This window comes from Psychroflexus sp. MES1-P1E (assembly GCF_002836055.1).
GTDB lineage: Bacteria > Bacteroidota > Bacteroidia > Flavobacteriales > Flavobacteriaceae > Psychroflexus.
This window is the reverse complement of the sequence record NZ_PJBS01000350.1, coordinates 32,448-50,006: the sequence shown is the minus strand read 5'-3', so window position 1 is coordinate 50,006 and position 17,559 is coordinate 32,448. Positions and strand designations below refer to the sequence as shown.

Sequence of the window (17,559 nt, the reverse complement as noted above, 5' to 3'; positions counted from 1 at the left end):
TAGCATATATGTATCAGCTTACTTTATGGTAAGAAAAATTTTGATTCTGATATCACAACAAGTTGATGATTTGGTCAACCTTATTTAATCAAATTGACCTTTAGCTTGACTAAATTTAATAAATTTGAATAAAACAAAAGTCGATGAATGAAGAGCTTTTAAAGCAACTCAAAAACAAGTACGAAGCCTTAGGCGAGAATCCAGAAAATTACTTAAAAGGTCTTCTCCATTCCAAACCTCTTAATTATTGGGATTATATTGAGGTAGATACCTTGTTGTCTTTACAAAAACCTAAAACAGATTTTAAGGACGAAACTGTTTTTATTATTTATCATCAAATTACTGAGCTGACCTTAAAACTCATGATCCATGAGGCTCGACAAATTACTGAACTTAAAGACTTTACTGGGGAAGAGATATTTATGGATAAGCTCAAACGGCTTATGCGCTACACCGATATGCTTATCACTTCTTTTGATGTTATGAAAGATGGCATAAATTACGACGATTACAGTCAGTTTCGATTATCTCTAACACCGGCTAGTGGATTCCAAAGTGCACAATTTCGTCATTTGGAATTGATGTGCACACCGCCCATCAATTTAGTAAATGAAAATGGGAAAAAAGAGCTCACCTCCACTCCTAGTGCTGATGAAATTTTTGAAAATATATATTGGAGAGATGCTGGCTACAACAGAAGTACAGGCAAAAGTAATTATACGCTTAAGGCCTTTGAAGAAAAATACCTTGAAGGGTTTAAAGCTTTAACAATGAATGTTCAAGGTCATTGTATTTTAGAACAATATTTAAAATTTGATAACCCCAGTGAAAAATTAAAAATTAGAATGAAAGATTTTGACCATCACTACAACGTAAGATGGCCAATGATTCACCTCAAAACTGCTGCAAAATATCTACAAAAGAAAGGAAAAGTAAAAGAAGCAACTGGAGGTTCCGATTGGAAAAAGTACCTTCATCCTAAATACCAGCAACGCTCTTTTTTCCCAGATTTATGGAAAAAAGATGACATCTTAAATTGGGTATAATTTTTGATTAATTTTAACCATGAAGTTTTTAAAACTTTTTTTAATAGTCGCTTTTGTATTAAGCTTTCATTTTTTGAAAGCTCAATCTGATTTTGACATGTTTGAGCCAAGACTACTTACATCCTTGAGTTTTAATGAAGATCCTTTTAGTATAAGAACAATGGGAAGGCAGTTTAACTTACCAGAAGTTGATATTTTTAAGGACCCCTTTTCGTCAAGGCCAGAAATAAACATGGTAGAAGCAGCAAATAGAAAAGCTTACAGGGCTAAGCAACAACAAGAGCAACAGTTTTCTTTTGTAGAAAGGCAAACTGCTATGTTTAGCAATTTTAAACCAAAATTGGACAACAGCTCATCATCACCTTGGGCACCCTCTTACCACAATCAAGCCATATATTCAGATCTTCATAGAATCAAAAATTCTAGCTATAAAGATTTAGGGGACCAATATCGATTTATATCTCCTTTTTATCAATTATCACCTTACAGAAGATCTTTAGGAACAGGATTCTACTTTAGGTAATTTATTTTTGAATATAAATCCCCACCCCATTTTCAATAGTAATTTGCCTGTTTTTGTAAAGCGTCCCTATCGCTTTTTTAAACGCTTTCTTACTGAGGTGAACCGTATCATAAATCAGCTCAGGTTTGGATTTATCATGTAGAGAAAGAAAACCATCCTCAGTAGCTTGAAGAACCTCCATGATCTTGTCCGCATTGGGCTCAATACCTCTATAACCTGGGCGTTGAAGAGAGACATCTATCTTATTATCAGGTCTTATTTTTTTAATAATCCCTTTGAGTATATCTCCGGTTTTTAAATCTTGAAAGACTTCATCTTTGTACAATAAACCCGAATGAATTTCATTAATGATAACATTATATCCCATATCAGTAGGATTGGTAACGATCAAATCTACTTCATCAAAATGCTCAACTGTAAGAATCGTATTATCGACAAATTTATTAACACGACTAGAGGCGACTAGACGGTTGGTCTGCTCATCTAAATAACAGAATATCAAATAATGGTCACCTTCTACCATTCTGTAGGCTTGCTCGATATGAGGTACAAACAAATGTTTTTCTAATCCCCAATCCAAAAAAGCACCAAAATCATTACTGTCGACGCACTTTAAAAAAGCAAATTCATCTAACATCACTTTAGGCTCCAAGGTAGTTGCTACTGGACGCTCGTCGAAGTCTAAATAAACGAACACCTCCAAATGATCTCCGATTTCAAACTGCTCTGGTTTGTATTTATTAGGGAGAAGAACTTCTTCTTCAGTAGAATCTTGTGTTAAAAACAATCCAGGAGGAGTGTCTCTATCAATCATTAAGGTATGCTTTATGCCTAAGTCTAACATTAAATTTAATTTATATGCAAAAGTAAGTAAAATTAAGCTTGCTTATAAATTAAGCCGTCACTAAGACTCCAAAGATTTAAAGCGAAGCACAGACTTGAAATTGATATTATTTTTCAGAAGATCAAAATAATTCAATAAGACTTTGTCATTTTTTAATCGAGGTGTAAAGATTTCAATAAGTTGTGGACTATCATTTCTTTCAAAAAAAGCTGGCAACTCCTTGTTCACTTCTTCTTGATCGTGGGCAGTTACGTAGTTAATGCCATACATAGCACATAAATGCTCAGCATTAAGTTGATGGGTAGTCTCAAAGAAATTTTCAAAATAGTCCTCTTCTTTATGGCCTGGTAGAATTCTAAATATTCCACCACCAGCATTATTCAAGAGAATGATTTTAAAATTCTTTGGAATATACTGATTCCAAAGCGCGTTAGAATCGTAAAAGAAACTCAAATCTCCAGTCACCAAAGTAGTTGGCTCTTGGCTAGCTACAGCATAACCTATGGCTGTAGAGGTGCTACCATCTATTCCACTAGTTCCTCGATTGGCAAAGGTTTTTATAGGACGTTTAGAATCAAATAAATTAGCATACCTAATACTTGAACTATTAGCAAAATGAACGATTTCATCTTGAGGTAAGGTCTCAAAAAGACTATAGTAAAAGGCAAAATCTGTAAATTCTATTTGCTGCCTATAAATCTCTCTAAACTCTAAGGTTTTTAACCTAATAGCATTCCAAGATTCAAAATAGGAGGAATGAACGTCATCTAAGCTAGGCCTTACCGTTTTAAAAAAGGAATTCACCGAAGTTTCGAAGTGCTGAGTCAAGGAAAAAAAGGTGTCATTTGCTTCTCTTGGATCGATATGGAAGTGCTGTTTTGGCTTGTATTGTCTTAAAAATTTCTTTATTTTTTTGGAGACAATCAATCCGCCAAAGGTAATAAGCATTTCTGGCTGCAGAGCTTCAAAAAGTAAAACCGAATCTGACTCCTGCTCTATTGGAGCGAGTATAGAGTCGATATTTGTAAAAAAATTAGCATCGGAAATATTGGAGGTGATTTCTGTCATCACAATAACCGAAGAATCTTGAGACAACACCTTCAAAACCTCTTTGTCTATTTTTTCATCGAGATTCACCCCTACCAAGACCAATTTTTTCTTAGAAGAATTCCAAGCTTTTACAAATCCAGAATTATCAAATTCAACCGACTCAAGATCAAATGCTTTTTGTGTTAAAAGTTTAGCACTCAATTTCTCAACTTTATGATACAAGGGCTCGTCAAAAGGAGCATTGATATGAACAGGACCTTGTTTTAGAATAGCTGTTTGTAAAGCCTTATGTGTTTCCTTGGCATTAAAATCATGAACAGATTGATCTTCAGAATTATGAAAATCTCCTTTAAGATTAGCAGAATAAAGGATGTGATTTTTAAAGACATTTGTTTGTCTTATAGTCTGTCCATCACCAATATCGATAAGGTGTTCTGGTCGATCTGCAGAGATAACTACCAAAGGCAAATTGCTATAAAAAGCTTCTGATACAGCCGGATAATAGTTTAAAAGAGCTGAACCTGAAGTACAAACTACCGCAACTGGGGTATTAAAACGCTGAGTCATTCCTAAAGCAAAAAAAGCAGCACAACGTTCATCAACGATACTATATGCTTTTATTTTAGGGTGGTGAGCAAGTGTAATAGTGAGCGGGGCATTGCGAGAACCAGGAGAAATAACTACATGTTCAATGTGATTTTTTACACAAAGTTCTGTTATAATTTGAGCTGTAGGAATTGAAGAATAAATTTGCTTCATGATACAAAAATACAAGGAACTACGCCGTTACCTAAAGGTTATTCAAATTCTTATAGCACTTTTAACATCGTCCTAGATTTATTTACCGTTTCGGTCCATTCCTCTTCAGCAATACTATCTTTAGTAATTCCTCCACCTATGTATATATGGACCTTCCCATGCCTAAAACTCATACATCTTAAATTCACATATAAATTGGAAGCTCTCACAATTGATTTGTAAGCTTGGTTTTCTTGGTTCCTAATCCTATTGGATCGTTGTGTTTGCTTAGCCACATTCAATTCTCCAAAAAAACCTGTGTAATACTGCCTATCATAGCCTTCATTCTCTTTTAAGAATTTGTAAGCCTTTGCTTTTGGAAGACCACAAACGGCTGGGGTGGGGTGTAAGTCTTTTAAGACTAAACCCAATTTGGAAGAATCTAAGTCTGTTGAAATGTCAGTTCTAAGATGAAACAAATCTCCAGCCTTATCGGTTGTTCTGGGGTGAACTTGAACATTTTGGGTATGATTTTCTAGGTCGCTCACTATTTCATCGGTTACGATTTGCTGCTCATCTAGCTCTTTTTGAGTCCACTCCCGATTTTCATTTACTCGCTTTGTTCCAGCTAAAGCCATCGTTTCAAATTTGGTCCTGTACGTTTTGGCAAATATTTCTGGTGAAGCTCCAGCCCATAAACCTATTTCTGGATGAAACCAGACATAAGTAAAAGCTTCTGGATAAAAATGTATCAACTTCAAAAGCAACTCTTCTGGATTTTCCAACGTATAATCCTCGGTCATTACCCTAGAAACCACTATTTTTTTATACTCCTCGTTCTTGACTGCTGTAATAGTATGCTGCAATAAATCAATGTATTTATTCTTATCGGATAGAGTATTCTTAAGGCTGAATTTAGAAACATACTCTATTTCAGTATCGATGAGCTCATACTTAAGAACATCGGAGTTCTCCTCAGAAAAAAAAATGGGTTGAGAAGTAGCTTCAAAAGGTGAAAAAATAAATCCAGTTTCTTTATAATTTTGAAGATGACGTAAAGTGGCGTCTTTTTGAAAAAAACAGGTTACTTCACCAGAATTAGGGAAATGATAGGCGACGAAAGGCAAATTAGAAGCCCATTGTTTCTGTATATCTTCTTTTAGTTCTCGCATTATTTCGCTTTTGGTAAAGCAATCGTAGTCAACTTTACAGCAGAGATGAGTCTTCCTTCTGCATCTTTAAGTTTGATGTCCCACACCTGTGTTGTTCTTCCCTTATGGATGAACTGGGCTTTTGCAAATACGTCTCCACTACTCAAGCTTCTTACATGATTAGCCGAAATTTCTAAACCGCGAATCATAAAATTTTTGGTATCCAAAAAAACAAAACAGGCTGCGCTCCCTACACTTTCAGCTAGAGCTACCATAGCACCGCCATGTAAAACTCCATCGGGTTGATGCACTTTTGGTGTTACAGGCATCTTAGCCACCAAAAAATCATCACCTACATCAACGTAAGTGATATCTAAAGTTTCCATTAACGTATTCTTACTATGGGCATTGCACTGCTCCAGTATCTTTTCTTTATTCATGATTGCTTTGTCAGAATTCAAAATTACAAAAGGAAATCCATTGCTTACTAGAAGTAAGCGATTTTAAAATACTTTTATAACTTCTATTAAACATCAACAAGCGATTTAATGGTCAGCATAAAATTCTTTGAGATAGGCTTCAGATTTTTTTCCTTGGATAGAAAACCGATTTCGATGTTCATTTAATTGTGAATTATAATAGGGAAACCACTTCCATAAAAATCCACCAGCAAACCAATCCTCTTTCCATAAACTTTGATGTAAAGCTTTTAATAAGTTGAGTTGGGCATTTTCATTCGCCTTATCTTCCACTCTTTTGGAAACCCAAGGCTTCTCTCCTGCAAAGTCTATACTCCTGTATCCGTATTCCGTGAATAAAACTCGTGTTTGAAAATCTTTAGAATAGGTCTTGAGATCTTCTTTCAAAATTTCCCACTTCAAAAAAGCCTCTTCAAAACTAGGAGTTTTAGAATTAGAAATAGGGAAATAAGCATCGATACCTATAAAATCAAGACTATCCCAAAAGTGAACTTCCGTATGAGTATCCCAATTTTCAGCATAAGTGAGATCACCAGAATAAACGGACTTGACTTCATCAATAAGCGAACACCAAAACACAGGTCTATGATTTACAAAGCTATTTAGTTCAGTACCAATGCAAAACAACTTCACCCCCATAGATTCCCCTAAATGCGCAAACTCTAAAATGTATTTTTTGTAATTTTCTTCAAATTGAATCCAATCCTCTTCAGAGAACATTTTGATATCTCCTGTAAAATTACCGCTCCAGACCCAAATGTGGGGTTTTAGCATAACGTCTAACTTTTGAGCCTGTAACGTTTCGATATCCTCTTTGATACCCCTTATGGTTTCACCAAGCCATTGCTTATTCTTATCAAAAATAAGTTCTGGTTGAGAGAGTTTAGGCATAAAAGCGTAAGGCATAACACTTACGAAATTAGAATTTAAATGAACTATCGCATTCGCGTGATTCTGAGTGATCGTATTTCTGGAGGCTACCATACTTATTCCATTGATCTGTGTGTTTTCTTTAAATTGGGAGTGAAGTGAAGAACATCCAAGATAGAAAATAAAGAAAATTGAAAAATAATGTCTCAGATAGCCCATATAAAGCAAAATTAATCAATTACTTTGATATTTGTAAAGAGAAAAAAAATCAAGAATGAGCCATCAGAATCAAGTGAGTTACCAAACAACCAATACTTACTCTACCCTCAATACACTAACCGATAAAACTAAAAACGTATGGATAGCTTGCCATGGAATTGGCTTTTTAAGCAAGTATTTTATTAGTTACTTTGAGGATTTAAATCCTGAAAAAAATTATATTATCGCACCTCAGGCTCCTTCTAAGTACTACCAAACCAAAGCTTATAAATATATAGGAGCCTCTTGGCTCACCAAAGAAAACAGAGAGCTTGATACAGAAAATATCCTAAACTATTTAGATGCACTCCTTAACAAAGAATCTCTTCCAACCGATAAAAATATAATTTTGATGGGGTTTTCACAAGGCGTTTCTGTTGTTACACGTTGGATGGCTCAACGCCATATAATTTGCGATCATTTAGTCCTTCATTCAGGGAGTATCCCTAACGAATTTGATGCCCGAGATTTTAACTATTTACCAGAATTGAAAACCAGTATTATTTATGGATCTAAAGATGAGTATTTAACCGAAGAGAAAATCCAAACTCAGTTGAAAATAGCCTCTACTATTTTTCCTAATGCTGCTGAGATTTTAAAGTTCGAAGGCAAACATGAAATGCATAAAGCAAGTCTGGAGAAAGTAGCTAGCGCTATAAATCTATAGGGATTAATAATTAATTCCTAGAATTTCAATAGGCTGAGAGTCTTGACTTAATTTAAATTCAAAATTATCTCCTTTCTTTTTAGAAGTCATCGCCATAGCCAAAGGAGAAGTAAAGGCTATTTTATTTTTTTTGATGTTGACCTCATCCACTCCTACAATTTTGGAATCTTGAATGGAGCCATTCATTTTGAACTTTACATGCGCACCAAACCTAATTTCGCTTTTATTTTGTTGTTCTAGATTTAGAACTTGTGCAGTATTTAATCTTTCATCGAGCAACTTTAATTTTCCATCAAATACAGCCAATTCTCTTCTTCGCTCGGTATCGTCTTGGATAGTAAGATCGGCTCTTTGCTTCTCTAGTTTTAATTTTTCTTCTCTGAGCATTACTTTTCCTTGAGGAGTAACATCATTGGTCACACCGTCAGGTAAGGAAGCTCTTGGAGGGATTATAGGTGATTCTTATTGACCGCTTTACTTTACAAATCCTCTACTCATAATATTAATTTAACTTCATTATAACAATAAAGCTGTACAAAATGAACTTTCACTCTGTACAGCTTTATCTAACAAACTAAATAAACAACCATGAACTTACTTCTGGTCTCTTTCAGGAGGATATTCCTCCAAAATTTCATTTACTATTTTATTAATTTTTTCTTCTTTCTTTTTCATGTCAAGACTTAAAACACCTGTTCCCAATCCTTGCCAAACTAACTCATTTTTCTGAGCATCAATAAGATCAATATACAGCGTCCCTTCTATATTACTTGAGACTATATTGTTTCCGCCAAAGCCGGAGAAATATGGATTCCATCCCCATCCGTAACCAAAATTATTTTGGTGGATATTTACATTTTCTCTGGTTTCTGTGAAAATGCTTATAAGTAAGTCTGGATTAGAAACCTTAAACATACCCTTAGCTACTAATTCTCTTTCAATAGCTCTTAGAATTCTTTTTTTATCTAAATCAGAAATTTTTGCTTCATCTATGCCAGGTTTAAAAAAAGCAAAAGAATTATACATTTTAAAATCTACTTCTTTATCATAATCTGCTGCCACTCGAACTGACGAACATGACATTAAAGACATAATTCCTAATAAAAGCAAGACTCGTACATAAACTTTCATGATTATAGTGTTTTAAATATTGAATCTTCTACATGAAACGGTAAGGTTACTTTTAACTTGGGTTCTTCACTCATAGCCCTTTTTATGGCGATTTCGGCACCTTCATTCCTAGCCCAAGATCGTCTGGCTACACCATTATTTACATCCCAATGCAGCATAGATTTTAATTTCTTACCTGCTTCTATACTACCATCAAGTAACATGCCAAAACCTCCGTTGATAACTTCTCCCCAGCCTACGCCTCCTCCGTTGTGTATGCTTACCCATGTAGCCCCTCTAAAACTATCTCCTATAACGTTTTGAATTGCCATATCTGCTGTAAATTTACTTCCATCATAAATATTTGAAGTTTCTCTATAAGGTGAGTCAGTTCCTGAAACATCATGATGATCTCTGCCCAAAATAATTTCACCAAGATCACCTTCAGCAATAGCTTTGTTAAAGGCGTCTGCAATCTTCATTCTCCCTTCAGCATCGGCATATAATATTCTCGCTTGAGACCCTACAACCAAGTTATTGTCTTGAGCTCCTTTTATCCAAGTAATATTATCTCGCATTTGTTGTTGAATATCTTTCTCGGAAGTTTTCATAAGCTCTTCTAAAACTTGAGTAGCAATAGCGTCTGTCTTCTCCAAGTCTTCAGGTTGTCCTGAAGCACAAACCCACCTAAAAGGTCCAAACCCATAATCAAAACACATAGGTCCAATAATATCTTGAACATAACTAGGATAAGCAAACTCTTTTGAATTTGATTCTGCATCAGTTAAACTAACACGCTGTCCTTTATCATTTTTATGAACTTTTGCCCCAGCTCTAGAAGCCTCCAATAAAAAAGCATTTCCATAATCGAAAAAATAAGTCCCCCGTTCTGAATGAGTATTTATAGAATTAACATGACGTTTTAAGGTGTTTTCAACTTCAGTTTTGAAAATTTCAGGTGAATTTACCATAAGTTCATTGGCTTCTTCGTAGCTAAATCCCATGGGATAATACCCTCCTGCCCAAGGATTATGAAGCGAAGTTTGATCTGATCCTAAATCGATATGGATATTTTGTTCTTCAAATTTCTCCCAGACTTCAACTATATTCCCTTGGTAAGCAATTGAAAGTGCTTCTTTATTTTTCTTTGCTTGTATGACTCTTTTGACCAAAAAATCTAAATCATCAATAACCTCATCTACCCAGCCTTGCTCATGTCGTGTTTGAATAGCTTTTAAATTTACTTCAACACATACGGTAACACAACCCGCTATATTCCCAGCCTTAGGCTGCGCCCCACTCATTCCTCCAAGGCCAGAGGTTAAAAACAAACCTCCTTTTGGTGATTTATTAATTTTTCGAAATCCATTTAGAACTGTAATTGTCGTCCCATGAACTATTCCTTGAGGGCCTATATACATATAGCTTCCAGCTGTCATTTGCCCATATTGGGAAACTCCAAGGGCATTAAACCTCTCAAAGTCATCTGGTTTAGAATAATTAGGAATAGTCATTCCATTAGAAACCACCACCCTAGGTGCTGAAACACTAGAAGGGAAGAGCCCTTGCGGATGACCAGAATTAATGACTAACGTTTGATCGTCTGCCATTTCTGCTAAATATTTCATGGTTAACCTATACTGAGCCCAATTTTGAAAAACTGACCCGTTGCCTCCATAAGTTATCAATTCATCGGGATGTTGGGCGACTGCCTTATCTAGGTTGTTCTGAATCATCAGCATAATAGCCTTAGCTTGAAGAGTTCTACCTGGATAATCTGAAATTGGTCTAGCATAAATTTCAAAAGTTGGCTTAAATCGAAACATATAAATCCTGCCATAAGTATCTAGCTCTTCTTTAAATTCTTTTGCTAAAGTCTCATGAAAGTGTTGTGGAAAGTATCTTAGAGCATTTTTAAGGGCGAGAAGTTCTTCTGAAGCCGTGAGGCATTTTTTTCGTTTCGGGGCGTGATTAAGCGCATTATCATAATTCCTTGGCAATGGCAATTGTGATGATATTCCTTCTAAAATTTCTTCGCTAAACGTCATATCTATAAATTATTTTTTTCCTTTTTATAACCGTATGGACAATGTCTACAACCACTTTCACAACAATAACCTCGCTTTAGGTGGTACTGTTCTGTAAAACACCTATAGCCTTCTTTTGTTATGTAATAGTCACCTTCTTCCAACGGTAATCGCTTTTTAAAATTAATCATTTCTATAAATTTAAATAAACCAGACCACAAATTGAATTTAAGACTGTAATTTTGAATTTTATTCTGAATTTACCTATGTTTTCCAGCTCTTTTTTTTCTAAAGATTTCTCATCGCCCAACCAATTTATAGGAGAGTTTAATGGCGTTGAATTATTTGTAAAACGAGAGGATTTAATTCATCCTATAGTCTCAGGCAACAAATTTAGAAAACTTAAATATAATATTCTAAAAACTCAGGATGAAGGATTTACTAAAATCCTAACATTTGGTGGAGCCTTCTCAAATCACATTGCGGCAACGGCAGAAGCCTGTCATATTATCGGTTTAAAGTCTATCGGAATTATACGTGGACAAGAACTTGGAGAAGATTTGCAGAAAACACTCGCCAGTAATCCAACGCTTAACTTTGCATTCCAAAAAAACATGGAATTGTTTTTTGTAACCAGAAAAGACTACAGGCTTAAAGAACATATTCCGTATGTTGGGAATTTATTTAAATCGGATCCAAGCCTTTATTCTATTCCAGAAGGAGGCACTAACGCTTTAGCCATAAAAGGCTGCACTGAGATATTAACGACAGAAGATGATAATTTCGACGTCATTTGTTCATCGGTTGGGACTGGTGGAACAGTTGCTGGACTTATAGAAGGTGCAAAATCTCACCAACATGTCTTGGGTTTTTCTGCTTTAAAAGGGGATTTCCTTCAAAATGAGATCTCCAGATGGACTTTAAAATCCAATTGGTCACTTCAAACCGACTTTCATTTTGGAGGCTATGCTAAAGTGAATTCAGAATTGATAGACTTCATAAATTCCTTTCAAAGTAAATATCAAATTCAACTGGACCCCATTTATACTGGAAAGATGTTTTACGGCATTTTCGAATTAATAGCCTCAGGGGTTTTTCCCAAAAATACTCGTATTTTAGCAATTCATACGGGAGGCCTTCAAGGTATTGAAGGTATGAACCGTAGTTTAAAACAAAAAGGACTTCAAACCATTACCCTTTTATGAAACTTAAAGCCAGCCTCTATATCCTCTTAGTGATTTTTATATCATCCTGTGGATCTTCAAAAAAATCAGTAGCAACTACATCTACAAAAACCAAAGCTTCAAGGGAAGTGCCTAGAACCTATCCTCGGTCAAAAGACGAAGATAATGTGGTTTCTGAAGCTGGAATAAACCTTGCTAGTTTAAGCCCAGTCGAGCTATATATATACAATTATGCGAATATTGCCAAAGAAGAAATGAGGCTATACGGAATCCCTGCAAGCATTAAGATTGCTCAAGGAATTCTGGAATCTGGATCTGGAAATGGCCCGCTGACAAGTCGCTCTAATAATCATTTCGGAATAAAATGCAACGGCTGGAAAGGCGAGAAAGTCTATCATGATGATGATGAAGCCCAAGAGTGTTTTAGAAAATACAATGACCCCAAATATTCCTTTAGAGATCATTCTTTATTTTTATTTAAAAGAAATCGGTATGCTTTTTTGTTTGATTATAAAAGCGATGATTACACATCTTGGGCTAGAGGTTTAAAACGTGCAGGCTACGCAACAGACCCAAGATATCCTCAAAAACTGATAAGTCTCATTGAACGGTATAACCTTAATGAATTTGATAAAGAGGTGCTAGGAAAGAATGCGAATATGCCCTTACCGAAGCCAAAAAGAATTTCAAACAGCGATTTAGAATTCTATCTCGTCAAAAAAGGGGATACACTTTATAATATTTCTCAAAAATTTGACATTACTGTTGAAAAATTAAAATTAATTAATAAATTAAAGAATGACCAGATTCAAATTGGTCAAGAATTAAAAGTAAAAACTAGATAACATATGATTTACAAACGAAGTAGTGCATTGTTTAATGAAGCCAAAAAGTATATTCCTGGGGGTGTAAATTCTCCTGTGAGAGCATTCAATGCTGTAGGTGGCGATCCTATTTTCGTAAAAAAAGCAAAGGGAGCTTATCTATATGACGAAGACGACAACAAACTGATTGATTATATCTCATCATGGGGCCCTATGATTCTTGGACATGCGCATCCAGCTGTTGTTAAAGCAATTGTGGAGCGAACAAAAGACGGAACATCTTTCGGAATTCCTACTGCTCTAGAAACTGAAATTGCTAAACTTGCAGTGAGTATGGTTCCAGGAATTGATAAGATTCGATTTGTCAATAGTGGCACTGAAGCCTGTATGAGTGCAGTAAGATTAGCAAGAGGGTATACCAAAAAAGATAAAATTATAAAGTTTGCAGGATGCTATCACGGCCATAGTGACTCATTTCTTATCCAAGCTGGAAGTGGTGCCGTAACTTTTGGTGAACCTAATTCTCCAGGAGTTACCAAAGGAACTGCGAAAGATACTCTGTTAGCACATTACAATAATTTAGAAAGCGTTGAAAAACTAGTAGAAGAAAATAAAGGAGACATTGCTTGCATTATCATAGAACCTGTCGCTGGAAATATGGGTTGTATTCTTCCCAAAAAAGGATTTCTTGAAGGTCTGAGACAAATTTGTGATGATAACGAGATCTTACTGGTATTTGATGAAGTGATGACAGGCTTTAGGCTTGCGCCAGGAGGTGTCCAAGAATTATTGGGGGTTGAAGCGGATATCGTGACGTTTGGAAAAGTGGTAGGTGGAGGTCTTCCCGTTGGGGCTTTCGCTGGAAAATCAGACATCATGAATCATCTTTCTCCAGACGGCCCAGTTTATCAAGCAGGGACTCTTAGTGGTAACCCCTTGGCCATGGCGGCAGGATATACGATGCTTAAAGAGCTGAATAACAATAGAGAAATCTTTGAAAGCCTTGATAAAAAGACGGCGTATTTACATAAAGGCATGGCAAAGGTGCTTAACAACGCTAATATTGATCACCAAATCAACAGAATAGGTTCTATGATTTCTATTCACTTCTGCAAGGATCCTGTTATGGATTTTGAAACGGCTGCTCACGGAAATAATCCTAAGTTTAAAACCTACTTTCATGGTATGCTAGACCGAGGTGTGTATATGCCTCCAAGTGCCTTTGAAAGTTATTTTTTAAACGATGCTTTATCTTATGAAGATATAGACCACACTGTCAATGCTCTTTCTGAATTTGTTCATGAGTTAAAATAATTTTTTGAAAATGCTTAGGATATGATTAACTAAATGTTAATTTTATGGAAATAAACAAATAATCTAATGGAAATTAATCAAAATAAACATCCAATGCCCTCTAACCATCTGTTATTGGCTATTATTACTACTATTTTATGCTGTTTACCAGCGGGAATTGTAAGCATTATTTATGCTTCTCAGGTCAATACAAAGTATAATGCAGAAGATTATGAAGGCGCAGAGAGGGCTTCTAAAAATGCGAGAACATGGTGGATTGTTGCTCTTATCCTTGGACTTTTGATTGTGGTTGCTATACCATTAGTTGTTTTTCTATTTGCAGGTGATGAGTTTATAGAAGAATTCACGAAAGCTTATAATCAAGAATTGGAAAAAAGTAGCCAAAACTAAAAGTGACTAAAGGTTTTTCACAAATATTAAAAATGAGCATACCCATCGCGATTCTAGCGTTGGGTATGCTATATTTTAATTTAAACCCAAAGTCTTTTGCCTACTTTCCTAAATGCCCCTTTTATAGTTTTACGGGTTTATACTGCCCTGGATGTGGGTCCCAACGTGCTTTTCATGAAATGCTCCACGGAAATTTATGGGTAGGCCTCCAACATAATTTTCTTATAATCTTAGTACTTTTGGTTATTTTCTATAAGTTTTATGTATTTTACCAAAATAGTTTTCAAAAGGAAGACACAGTTAAAAACATACTTTACCACAACGCAGCACCATGGGTAATTTTGGTAATTGTGGTAAGTTTTTGGATTTTGAGAAATATACCGATGGACCCATTCATTATTTTGGCTCCTTGATTTTATATGATTGTATTGCAAATTTTAGTTTTATTTATAAGTGTTTCTTTCTTTTTTTATGGGTTAGGATGTTTTTATAGTCCTACCATGTATAAAGAATTTGAACGTTTTGGTTTATCTAAGGGACAAAGGAAAATCACTGGATTTTTTCAAGTCTTAGGAGCTTGTGGTCTGAGTTATGGATTTTATTTGAATCCTATTATAGGGTTCTCTGCCGCCTTAGGTCTAAGTCTTTTGATGAGTCTTGGATTTGGGGTTCGGCTAAAAATTAAAGACAGCTTCGTACAGTCTTTTCCTTCTTTCTTTTTTGCACTGCTCAATTTATTTGTCGCTTACCAATTCTATGCCTTGCTAATTTCAGCTTAAACCAAGTTGAAATACCAAGGAATCATAAAACTCGAAATCACCCAAAATATAAAATTCAACATAATCCCTACTTTAAAAAAATCTTTGAATCTATAATTTCCTGCACTATAGACCATAGTATTGGTTTGGTAACCAATAGGTGTCATAAAAGTAGCTGAAGCTGCAATCATAACAGTCACTAAAAAAGGTAAAACTTCTATACCAGAGGTATGAGCTACAGCTATGGCGATGGGTGTCATGAGAGCTGCAGAGGCATTGTTGGACATCACTTCTGTCAGCAAAGAGGTGACTAAATATAATCCAGAAATAACCGCAATAATTCCCATGGGCGCAAGTTGATCTACCAAAGCTTCTGCTATAAGTAAATCAAGCCCTGTTTTATTAATGGCTAAACCTAGACTAAGTGCCCCAACCAATAAAAATATAATCTTCCAGTTGATAGCTTCATAAATTTCTTGCATGTTTAGAATCTTGGCCAAAACAAGGATGATAACAGCTGAAATGGCCCCTACCATAATATCTAAAATTCCAAGACTCGCTAAAACAACCATAATAGAAATAAGACCTATCACAATACCAAACTTCTTTTTATCAAATTCTGTGATATGATTTTCTGATAAAAGAACAAAGGGGGTGTTTTGACCAGCTTCTAATTTATTCAGTTCTTTGACATAATGTGACTTTACTTCGGCCAGAATGATATCTCCTGCGCTCAATTTAACGTCGTACAAATCATCATGCTTGATATCTTCTTTATGCTTTATCGCCAGTGGTATGGCTCTATAACGCCTTCTAAAGTCCAACTCTTTTAGTGTTTTACCGTGAATTTCTGAAGAGGAAGTAATCACCATTTCTACCAAAGCTGAATTCTTACCTGATAGATCACTATCACCAATTTTTAAAGGAGACACTGCTAAAGTTTTCGTTTTTCCTTTTAGGGATTTCAACTTTTCCACATCACATCTCACTTTTAAAATATCACCCTTATTTAATTCAAAATCACCTGGAGGTAAAGTAAATGAGTTGCCGTTTCGCCTTACTTCAATAATATCTATATTGAATTCCGTCACTAATTCAGAGTCCATAATTTTTTTTCCAATGGAATCTGAATTGGATAACAACTCGACTAAAGTGATGTAATTATTAACATTAAACTTAGATTTTAAATCTTTAGAATGTCTGGATTTAGGCAATAATTTAATACCGAAAATCGACATATACACCACACCTACAACAAGTAAGACCCCTGCAATGGGAGTCATTTGAAACATGCTTATAGCTTCTTCGCCCTCTTTTTCAGCTATCCCACTCACCAAAATATTAGTAGAAGTCCCAATTAAAGTACACATACCTCCAAAAATAGAAGCAAAAGAGAGAGGAATAAGCATCTTAGAAGGACTTTGCCCAGAAGCATGAGCAATTTGAATGACCACGGGAATAAAAACTGCAACGACAGGTGTATTATTCACAAATGCTGAAATAATGGCGATCATAAACATCATCATTAAAATTCCTGCATTAAATTTATATCTAAAAACTTTTGATAACCGATGAGCAAGAACTTGTAAGGCTCCCGTTTTAAGTAGTGCCGCACTCAACACAAACATAAAAGCAACAGTAATTGTCGCTTTATTACTAAAGCCCTCTATCCCTTCTTCAGGAGTGATGACTCCTCCTAATACCAAAATAATCATGATTGAAATAGCAACAAGATCTATAGGTAGAGCTTCTGTCGCAAAAAGAATAATAGCAAGAACAATGACACATATAGTAATAATTGCAGCTGTGGTCATTTATTTTTTTGTTCAAATATAGAATAGTCTACAAAATCTATAGACTTTATTTGTAAAAATAAATAATTTTACTGCGAATCGGTAAATAAATGACTTTCTCTTTTGATGATTTCTGCTAGATTCGCCTTCTTGAGGAGTTCCACAGTTTTGTTTCTTACTTCATGAAAAATATCCCTTATTCCGCAGGTTTCTTCATCCTTGCACTCCTCACACCTTTCGTAATATTTATAGGTCACACAGGGAAGAAATGCAATAGGACCATCAAGAAGACGCATCACATCAGCTAAGTTGATATCTTCTGGATTTTGCAACAGATAATAGCCACCGCCCTTTCCTTTTTTACTGGCGAGAACTCCAGCTTTTTTGAGATTAAGCAGAATGGACTCTAAAAATTTTCTAGGAATATGTTCTTTTTCAGCAATTTCACTAATGACAATGGGTCCTTCTCCATTTCGCTTTGCAAGATAAACCAAAGCATTAATTGCGTATTTTGTCTTTTTTGAAATCATTAT

The 17,559-nt window shown here is 35.3% G+C and carries 20 protein-coding genes; 9 read left to right on the top strand and 11 right to left on the bottom strand.

From position 1 onward, the window contains the following. The first annotated feature begins 143 nt into the window (after positions 1-143). Together CXF67_RS17210 and CXF67_RS17205 are read left to right on the top strand one after the other, a co-directional pair. Entirely contained in the window at positions 144-1,046 is a 903-nt protein-coding gene (locus CXF67_RS17210) for a tryptophan 2,3-dioxygenase family protein (protein ID WP_102089874.1), read from the top strand. A 19-nt stretch (positions 1,047-1,065) separates the two neighbouring features. Further along, complete coding sequence (locus tag CXF67_RS17205) at positions 1,066-1,569, top strand: hypothetical protein (protein ID WP_102089873.1); 504 nt, start codon at positions 1,066-1,068, stop codon at positions 1,567-1,569. 1 nt (position 1,570) lies between these two features. Here the strand turns inward: CXF67_RS17205 and CXF67_RS17200 are convergent, their stop codons facing one another. The 5 genes from CXF67_RS17200 to CXF67_RS17180 form a co-directional block, all read right to left on the bottom strand. Further along, positions 1,571-2,413 carry a CvfB family protein gene (locus CXF67_RS17200; protein WP_102089872.1) on the bottom strand — a complete coding sequence of 281 codons (843 nt, stop codon included), beginning with the start codon at positions 2,411-2,413 and terminating at the stop codon, positions 1,571-1,573. Between the two features lie 60 nt (positions 2,414-2,473). Next, positions 2,474-4,222 carry a 2-succinyl-5-enolpyruvyl-6-hydroxy-3-cyclohexene-1-carboxylic-acid synthase gene (menD, locus tag CXF67_RS17195; protein ID WP_102089871.1) on the bottom strand — a complete coding sequence of 583 codons (1,749 nt, stop codon included), beginning with the start codon at positions 4,220-4,222 and terminating at the stop codon, positions 2,474-2,476. Between the two features lie 50 nt (positions 4,223-4,272). Then, a complete protein-coding gene (locus CXF67_RS17190; RefSeq protein WP_102089870.1) occupies positions 4,273-5,373 on the bottom strand; it encodes a chorismate-binding protein in 1,101 nt (366 codons plus the stop codon). After that, a complete protein-coding gene (locus tag CXF67_RS17185) occupies positions 5,373-5,792 on the bottom strand; it encodes a PaaI family thioesterase (RefSeq protein ID WP_102089869.1) in 420 nt (139 codons plus the stop codon). The genes CXF67_RS17190 and CXF67_RS17185 overlap by 1 nt, the downstream gene beginning before the upstream one ends. A gap of 105 nt (positions 5,793-5,897) precedes the next feature. After that, positions 5,898-6,920 (bottom strand): glycoside hydrolase family 113, encoded by a 1,023-nt coding sequence (locus CXF67_RS17180; protein ID WP_102089868.1) that lies wholly within the window; start codon positions 6,918-6,920, stop codon positions 5,898-5,900. 55 nt (positions 6,921-6,975) lie between these two features. Between CXF67_RS17180 and CXF67_RS17175 the strand changes: the two genes are divergently transcribed. Then, on the top strand, positions 6,976-7,626 hold the full coding sequence (locus CXF67_RS17175) for an alpha/beta hydrolase (protein ID WP_102089867.1): 651 nt from the start codon (positions 6,976-6,978) through the stop codon (positions 7,624-7,626). Positions 7,627-7,629: 3 nt separating this feature from the next. Here the strand turns inward: CXF67_RS17175 and CXF67_RS17170 are convergent, their stop codons facing one another. From CXF67_RS17170 to CXF67_RS18385, 4 genes are all read right to left on the bottom strand, one after another. Continuing rightward, on the bottom strand, positions 7,630-8,013 hold the full coding sequence (locus CXF67_RS17170) for a GreA/GreB family elongation factor (RefSeq protein ID WP_257984742.1): 384 nt from the start codon (positions 8,011-8,013) through the stop codon (positions 7,630-7,632). 207 nt (positions 8,014-8,220) lie between these two features. Continuing rightward, positions 8,221-8,757 carry a DUF4136 domain-containing protein gene (locus tag CXF67_RS17165; protein WP_102089866.1) on the bottom strand — a complete coding sequence of 179 codons (537 nt, stop codon included), beginning with the start codon at positions 8,755-8,757 and terminating at the stop codon, positions 8,221-8,223. A gap of 2 nt (positions 8,758-8,759) precedes the next feature. Continuing rightward, positions 8,760-10,784: a urocanate hydratase gene (locus CXF67_RS17160; protein WP_102089865.1), complete on the bottom strand. Its 2,025-nt coding sequence runs from the start codon at positions 10,782-10,784 to the stop codon at positions 8,760-8,762. A 2-nt stretch (positions 10,785-10,786) separates the two neighbouring features. Continuing rightward, a complete protein-coding gene (locus tag CXF67_RS18385; RefSeq protein WP_180958004.1) occupies positions 10,787-10,954 on the bottom strand; it encodes a C1orf53 family protein in 168 nt (55 codons plus the stop codon). A 75-nt stretch (positions 10,955-11,029) separates the two neighbouring features. Between CXF67_RS18385 and CXF67_RS17155 the strand changes: the two genes are divergently transcribed. The 6 genes from CXF67_RS17155 to CXF67_RS17130 all read left to right on the top strand — a co-directional run bounded on the left by CXF67_RS17155 (position 11,030) and on the right by CXF67_RS17130 (position 15,254). Continuing rightward, a complete protein-coding gene (locus CXF67_RS17155; protein WP_102089864.1) occupies positions 11,030-11,968 on the top strand; it encodes a 1-aminocyclopropane-1-carboxylate deaminase/D-cysteine desulfhydrase in 939 nt (312 codons plus the stop codon). After that, positions 11,965-12,792 (top strand): glucosaminidase domain-containing protein, encoded by an 828-nt coding sequence (locus tag CXF67_RS17150; RefSeq protein WP_102089863.1) that lies wholly within the window; start codon positions 11,965-11,967, stop codon positions 12,790-12,792. The genes CXF67_RS17155 and CXF67_RS17150 overlap by 4 nt, the downstream gene beginning before the upstream one ends. Positions 12,793-12,795: 3 nt before the next feature. Continuing rightward, on the top strand, positions 12,796-14,085 hold the full coding sequence (gene hemL, locus CXF67_RS17145) for a glutamate-1-semialdehyde 2,1-aminomutase (protein ID WP_102089862.1): 1,290 nt from the start codon (positions 12,796-12,798) through the stop codon (positions 14,083-14,085). Positions 14,086-14,151: 66 nt separating this feature from the next. Beyond that, positions 14,152-14,475 carry a CD225/dispanin family protein gene (locus CXF67_RS17140; RefSeq protein WP_102089861.1) on the top strand — a complete coding sequence of 108 codons (324 nt, stop codon included), beginning with the start codon at positions 14,152-14,154 and terminating at the stop codon, positions 14,473-14,475. A 32-nt stretch (positions 14,476-14,507) separates the two neighbouring features. After that, the gene (locus tag CXF67_RS17135; protein ID WP_308302200.1) at positions 14,508-14,888 is read left to right on the top strand and encodes a DUF2752 domain-containing protein; all 381 of its coding nucleotides are present in this window, start codon (positions 14,508-14,510) and stop codon (positions 14,886-14,888) included. 6 nt (positions 14,889-14,894) lie between these two features. Next, complete coding sequence (locus CXF67_RS17130) at positions 14,895-15,254, top strand: DoxX family protein (protein ID WP_102089859.1); 360 nt, start codon at positions 14,895-14,897, stop codon at positions 15,252-15,254. Here the strand turns inward: CXF67_RS17130 and CXF67_RS17125 are convergent. Both CXF67_RS17125 and CXF67_RS17120 read right to left on the bottom strand, forming a co-directional pair. Continuing rightward, positions 15,251-17,047 carry an SLC13 family permease gene (locus tag CXF67_RS17125; protein WP_102089858.1) on the bottom strand — a complete coding sequence of 599 codons (1,797 nt, stop codon included), beginning with the start codon at positions 17,045-17,047 and terminating at the stop codon, positions 15,251-15,253. The two genes, CXF67_RS17130 and CXF67_RS17125, sit on opposite strands and share 4 nt — an antisense overlap. Before the next feature lie 68 nt (positions 17,048-17,115). Continuing rightward, positions 17,116-17,556: an RrF2 family transcriptional regulator gene (locus tag CXF67_RS17120; protein ID WP_102089913.1), complete on the bottom strand. Its 441-nt coding sequence runs from the start codon at positions 17,554-17,556 to the stop codon at positions 17,116-17,118. Between the last annotated feature and the right edge of the window lie 3 nt (positions 17,557-17,559).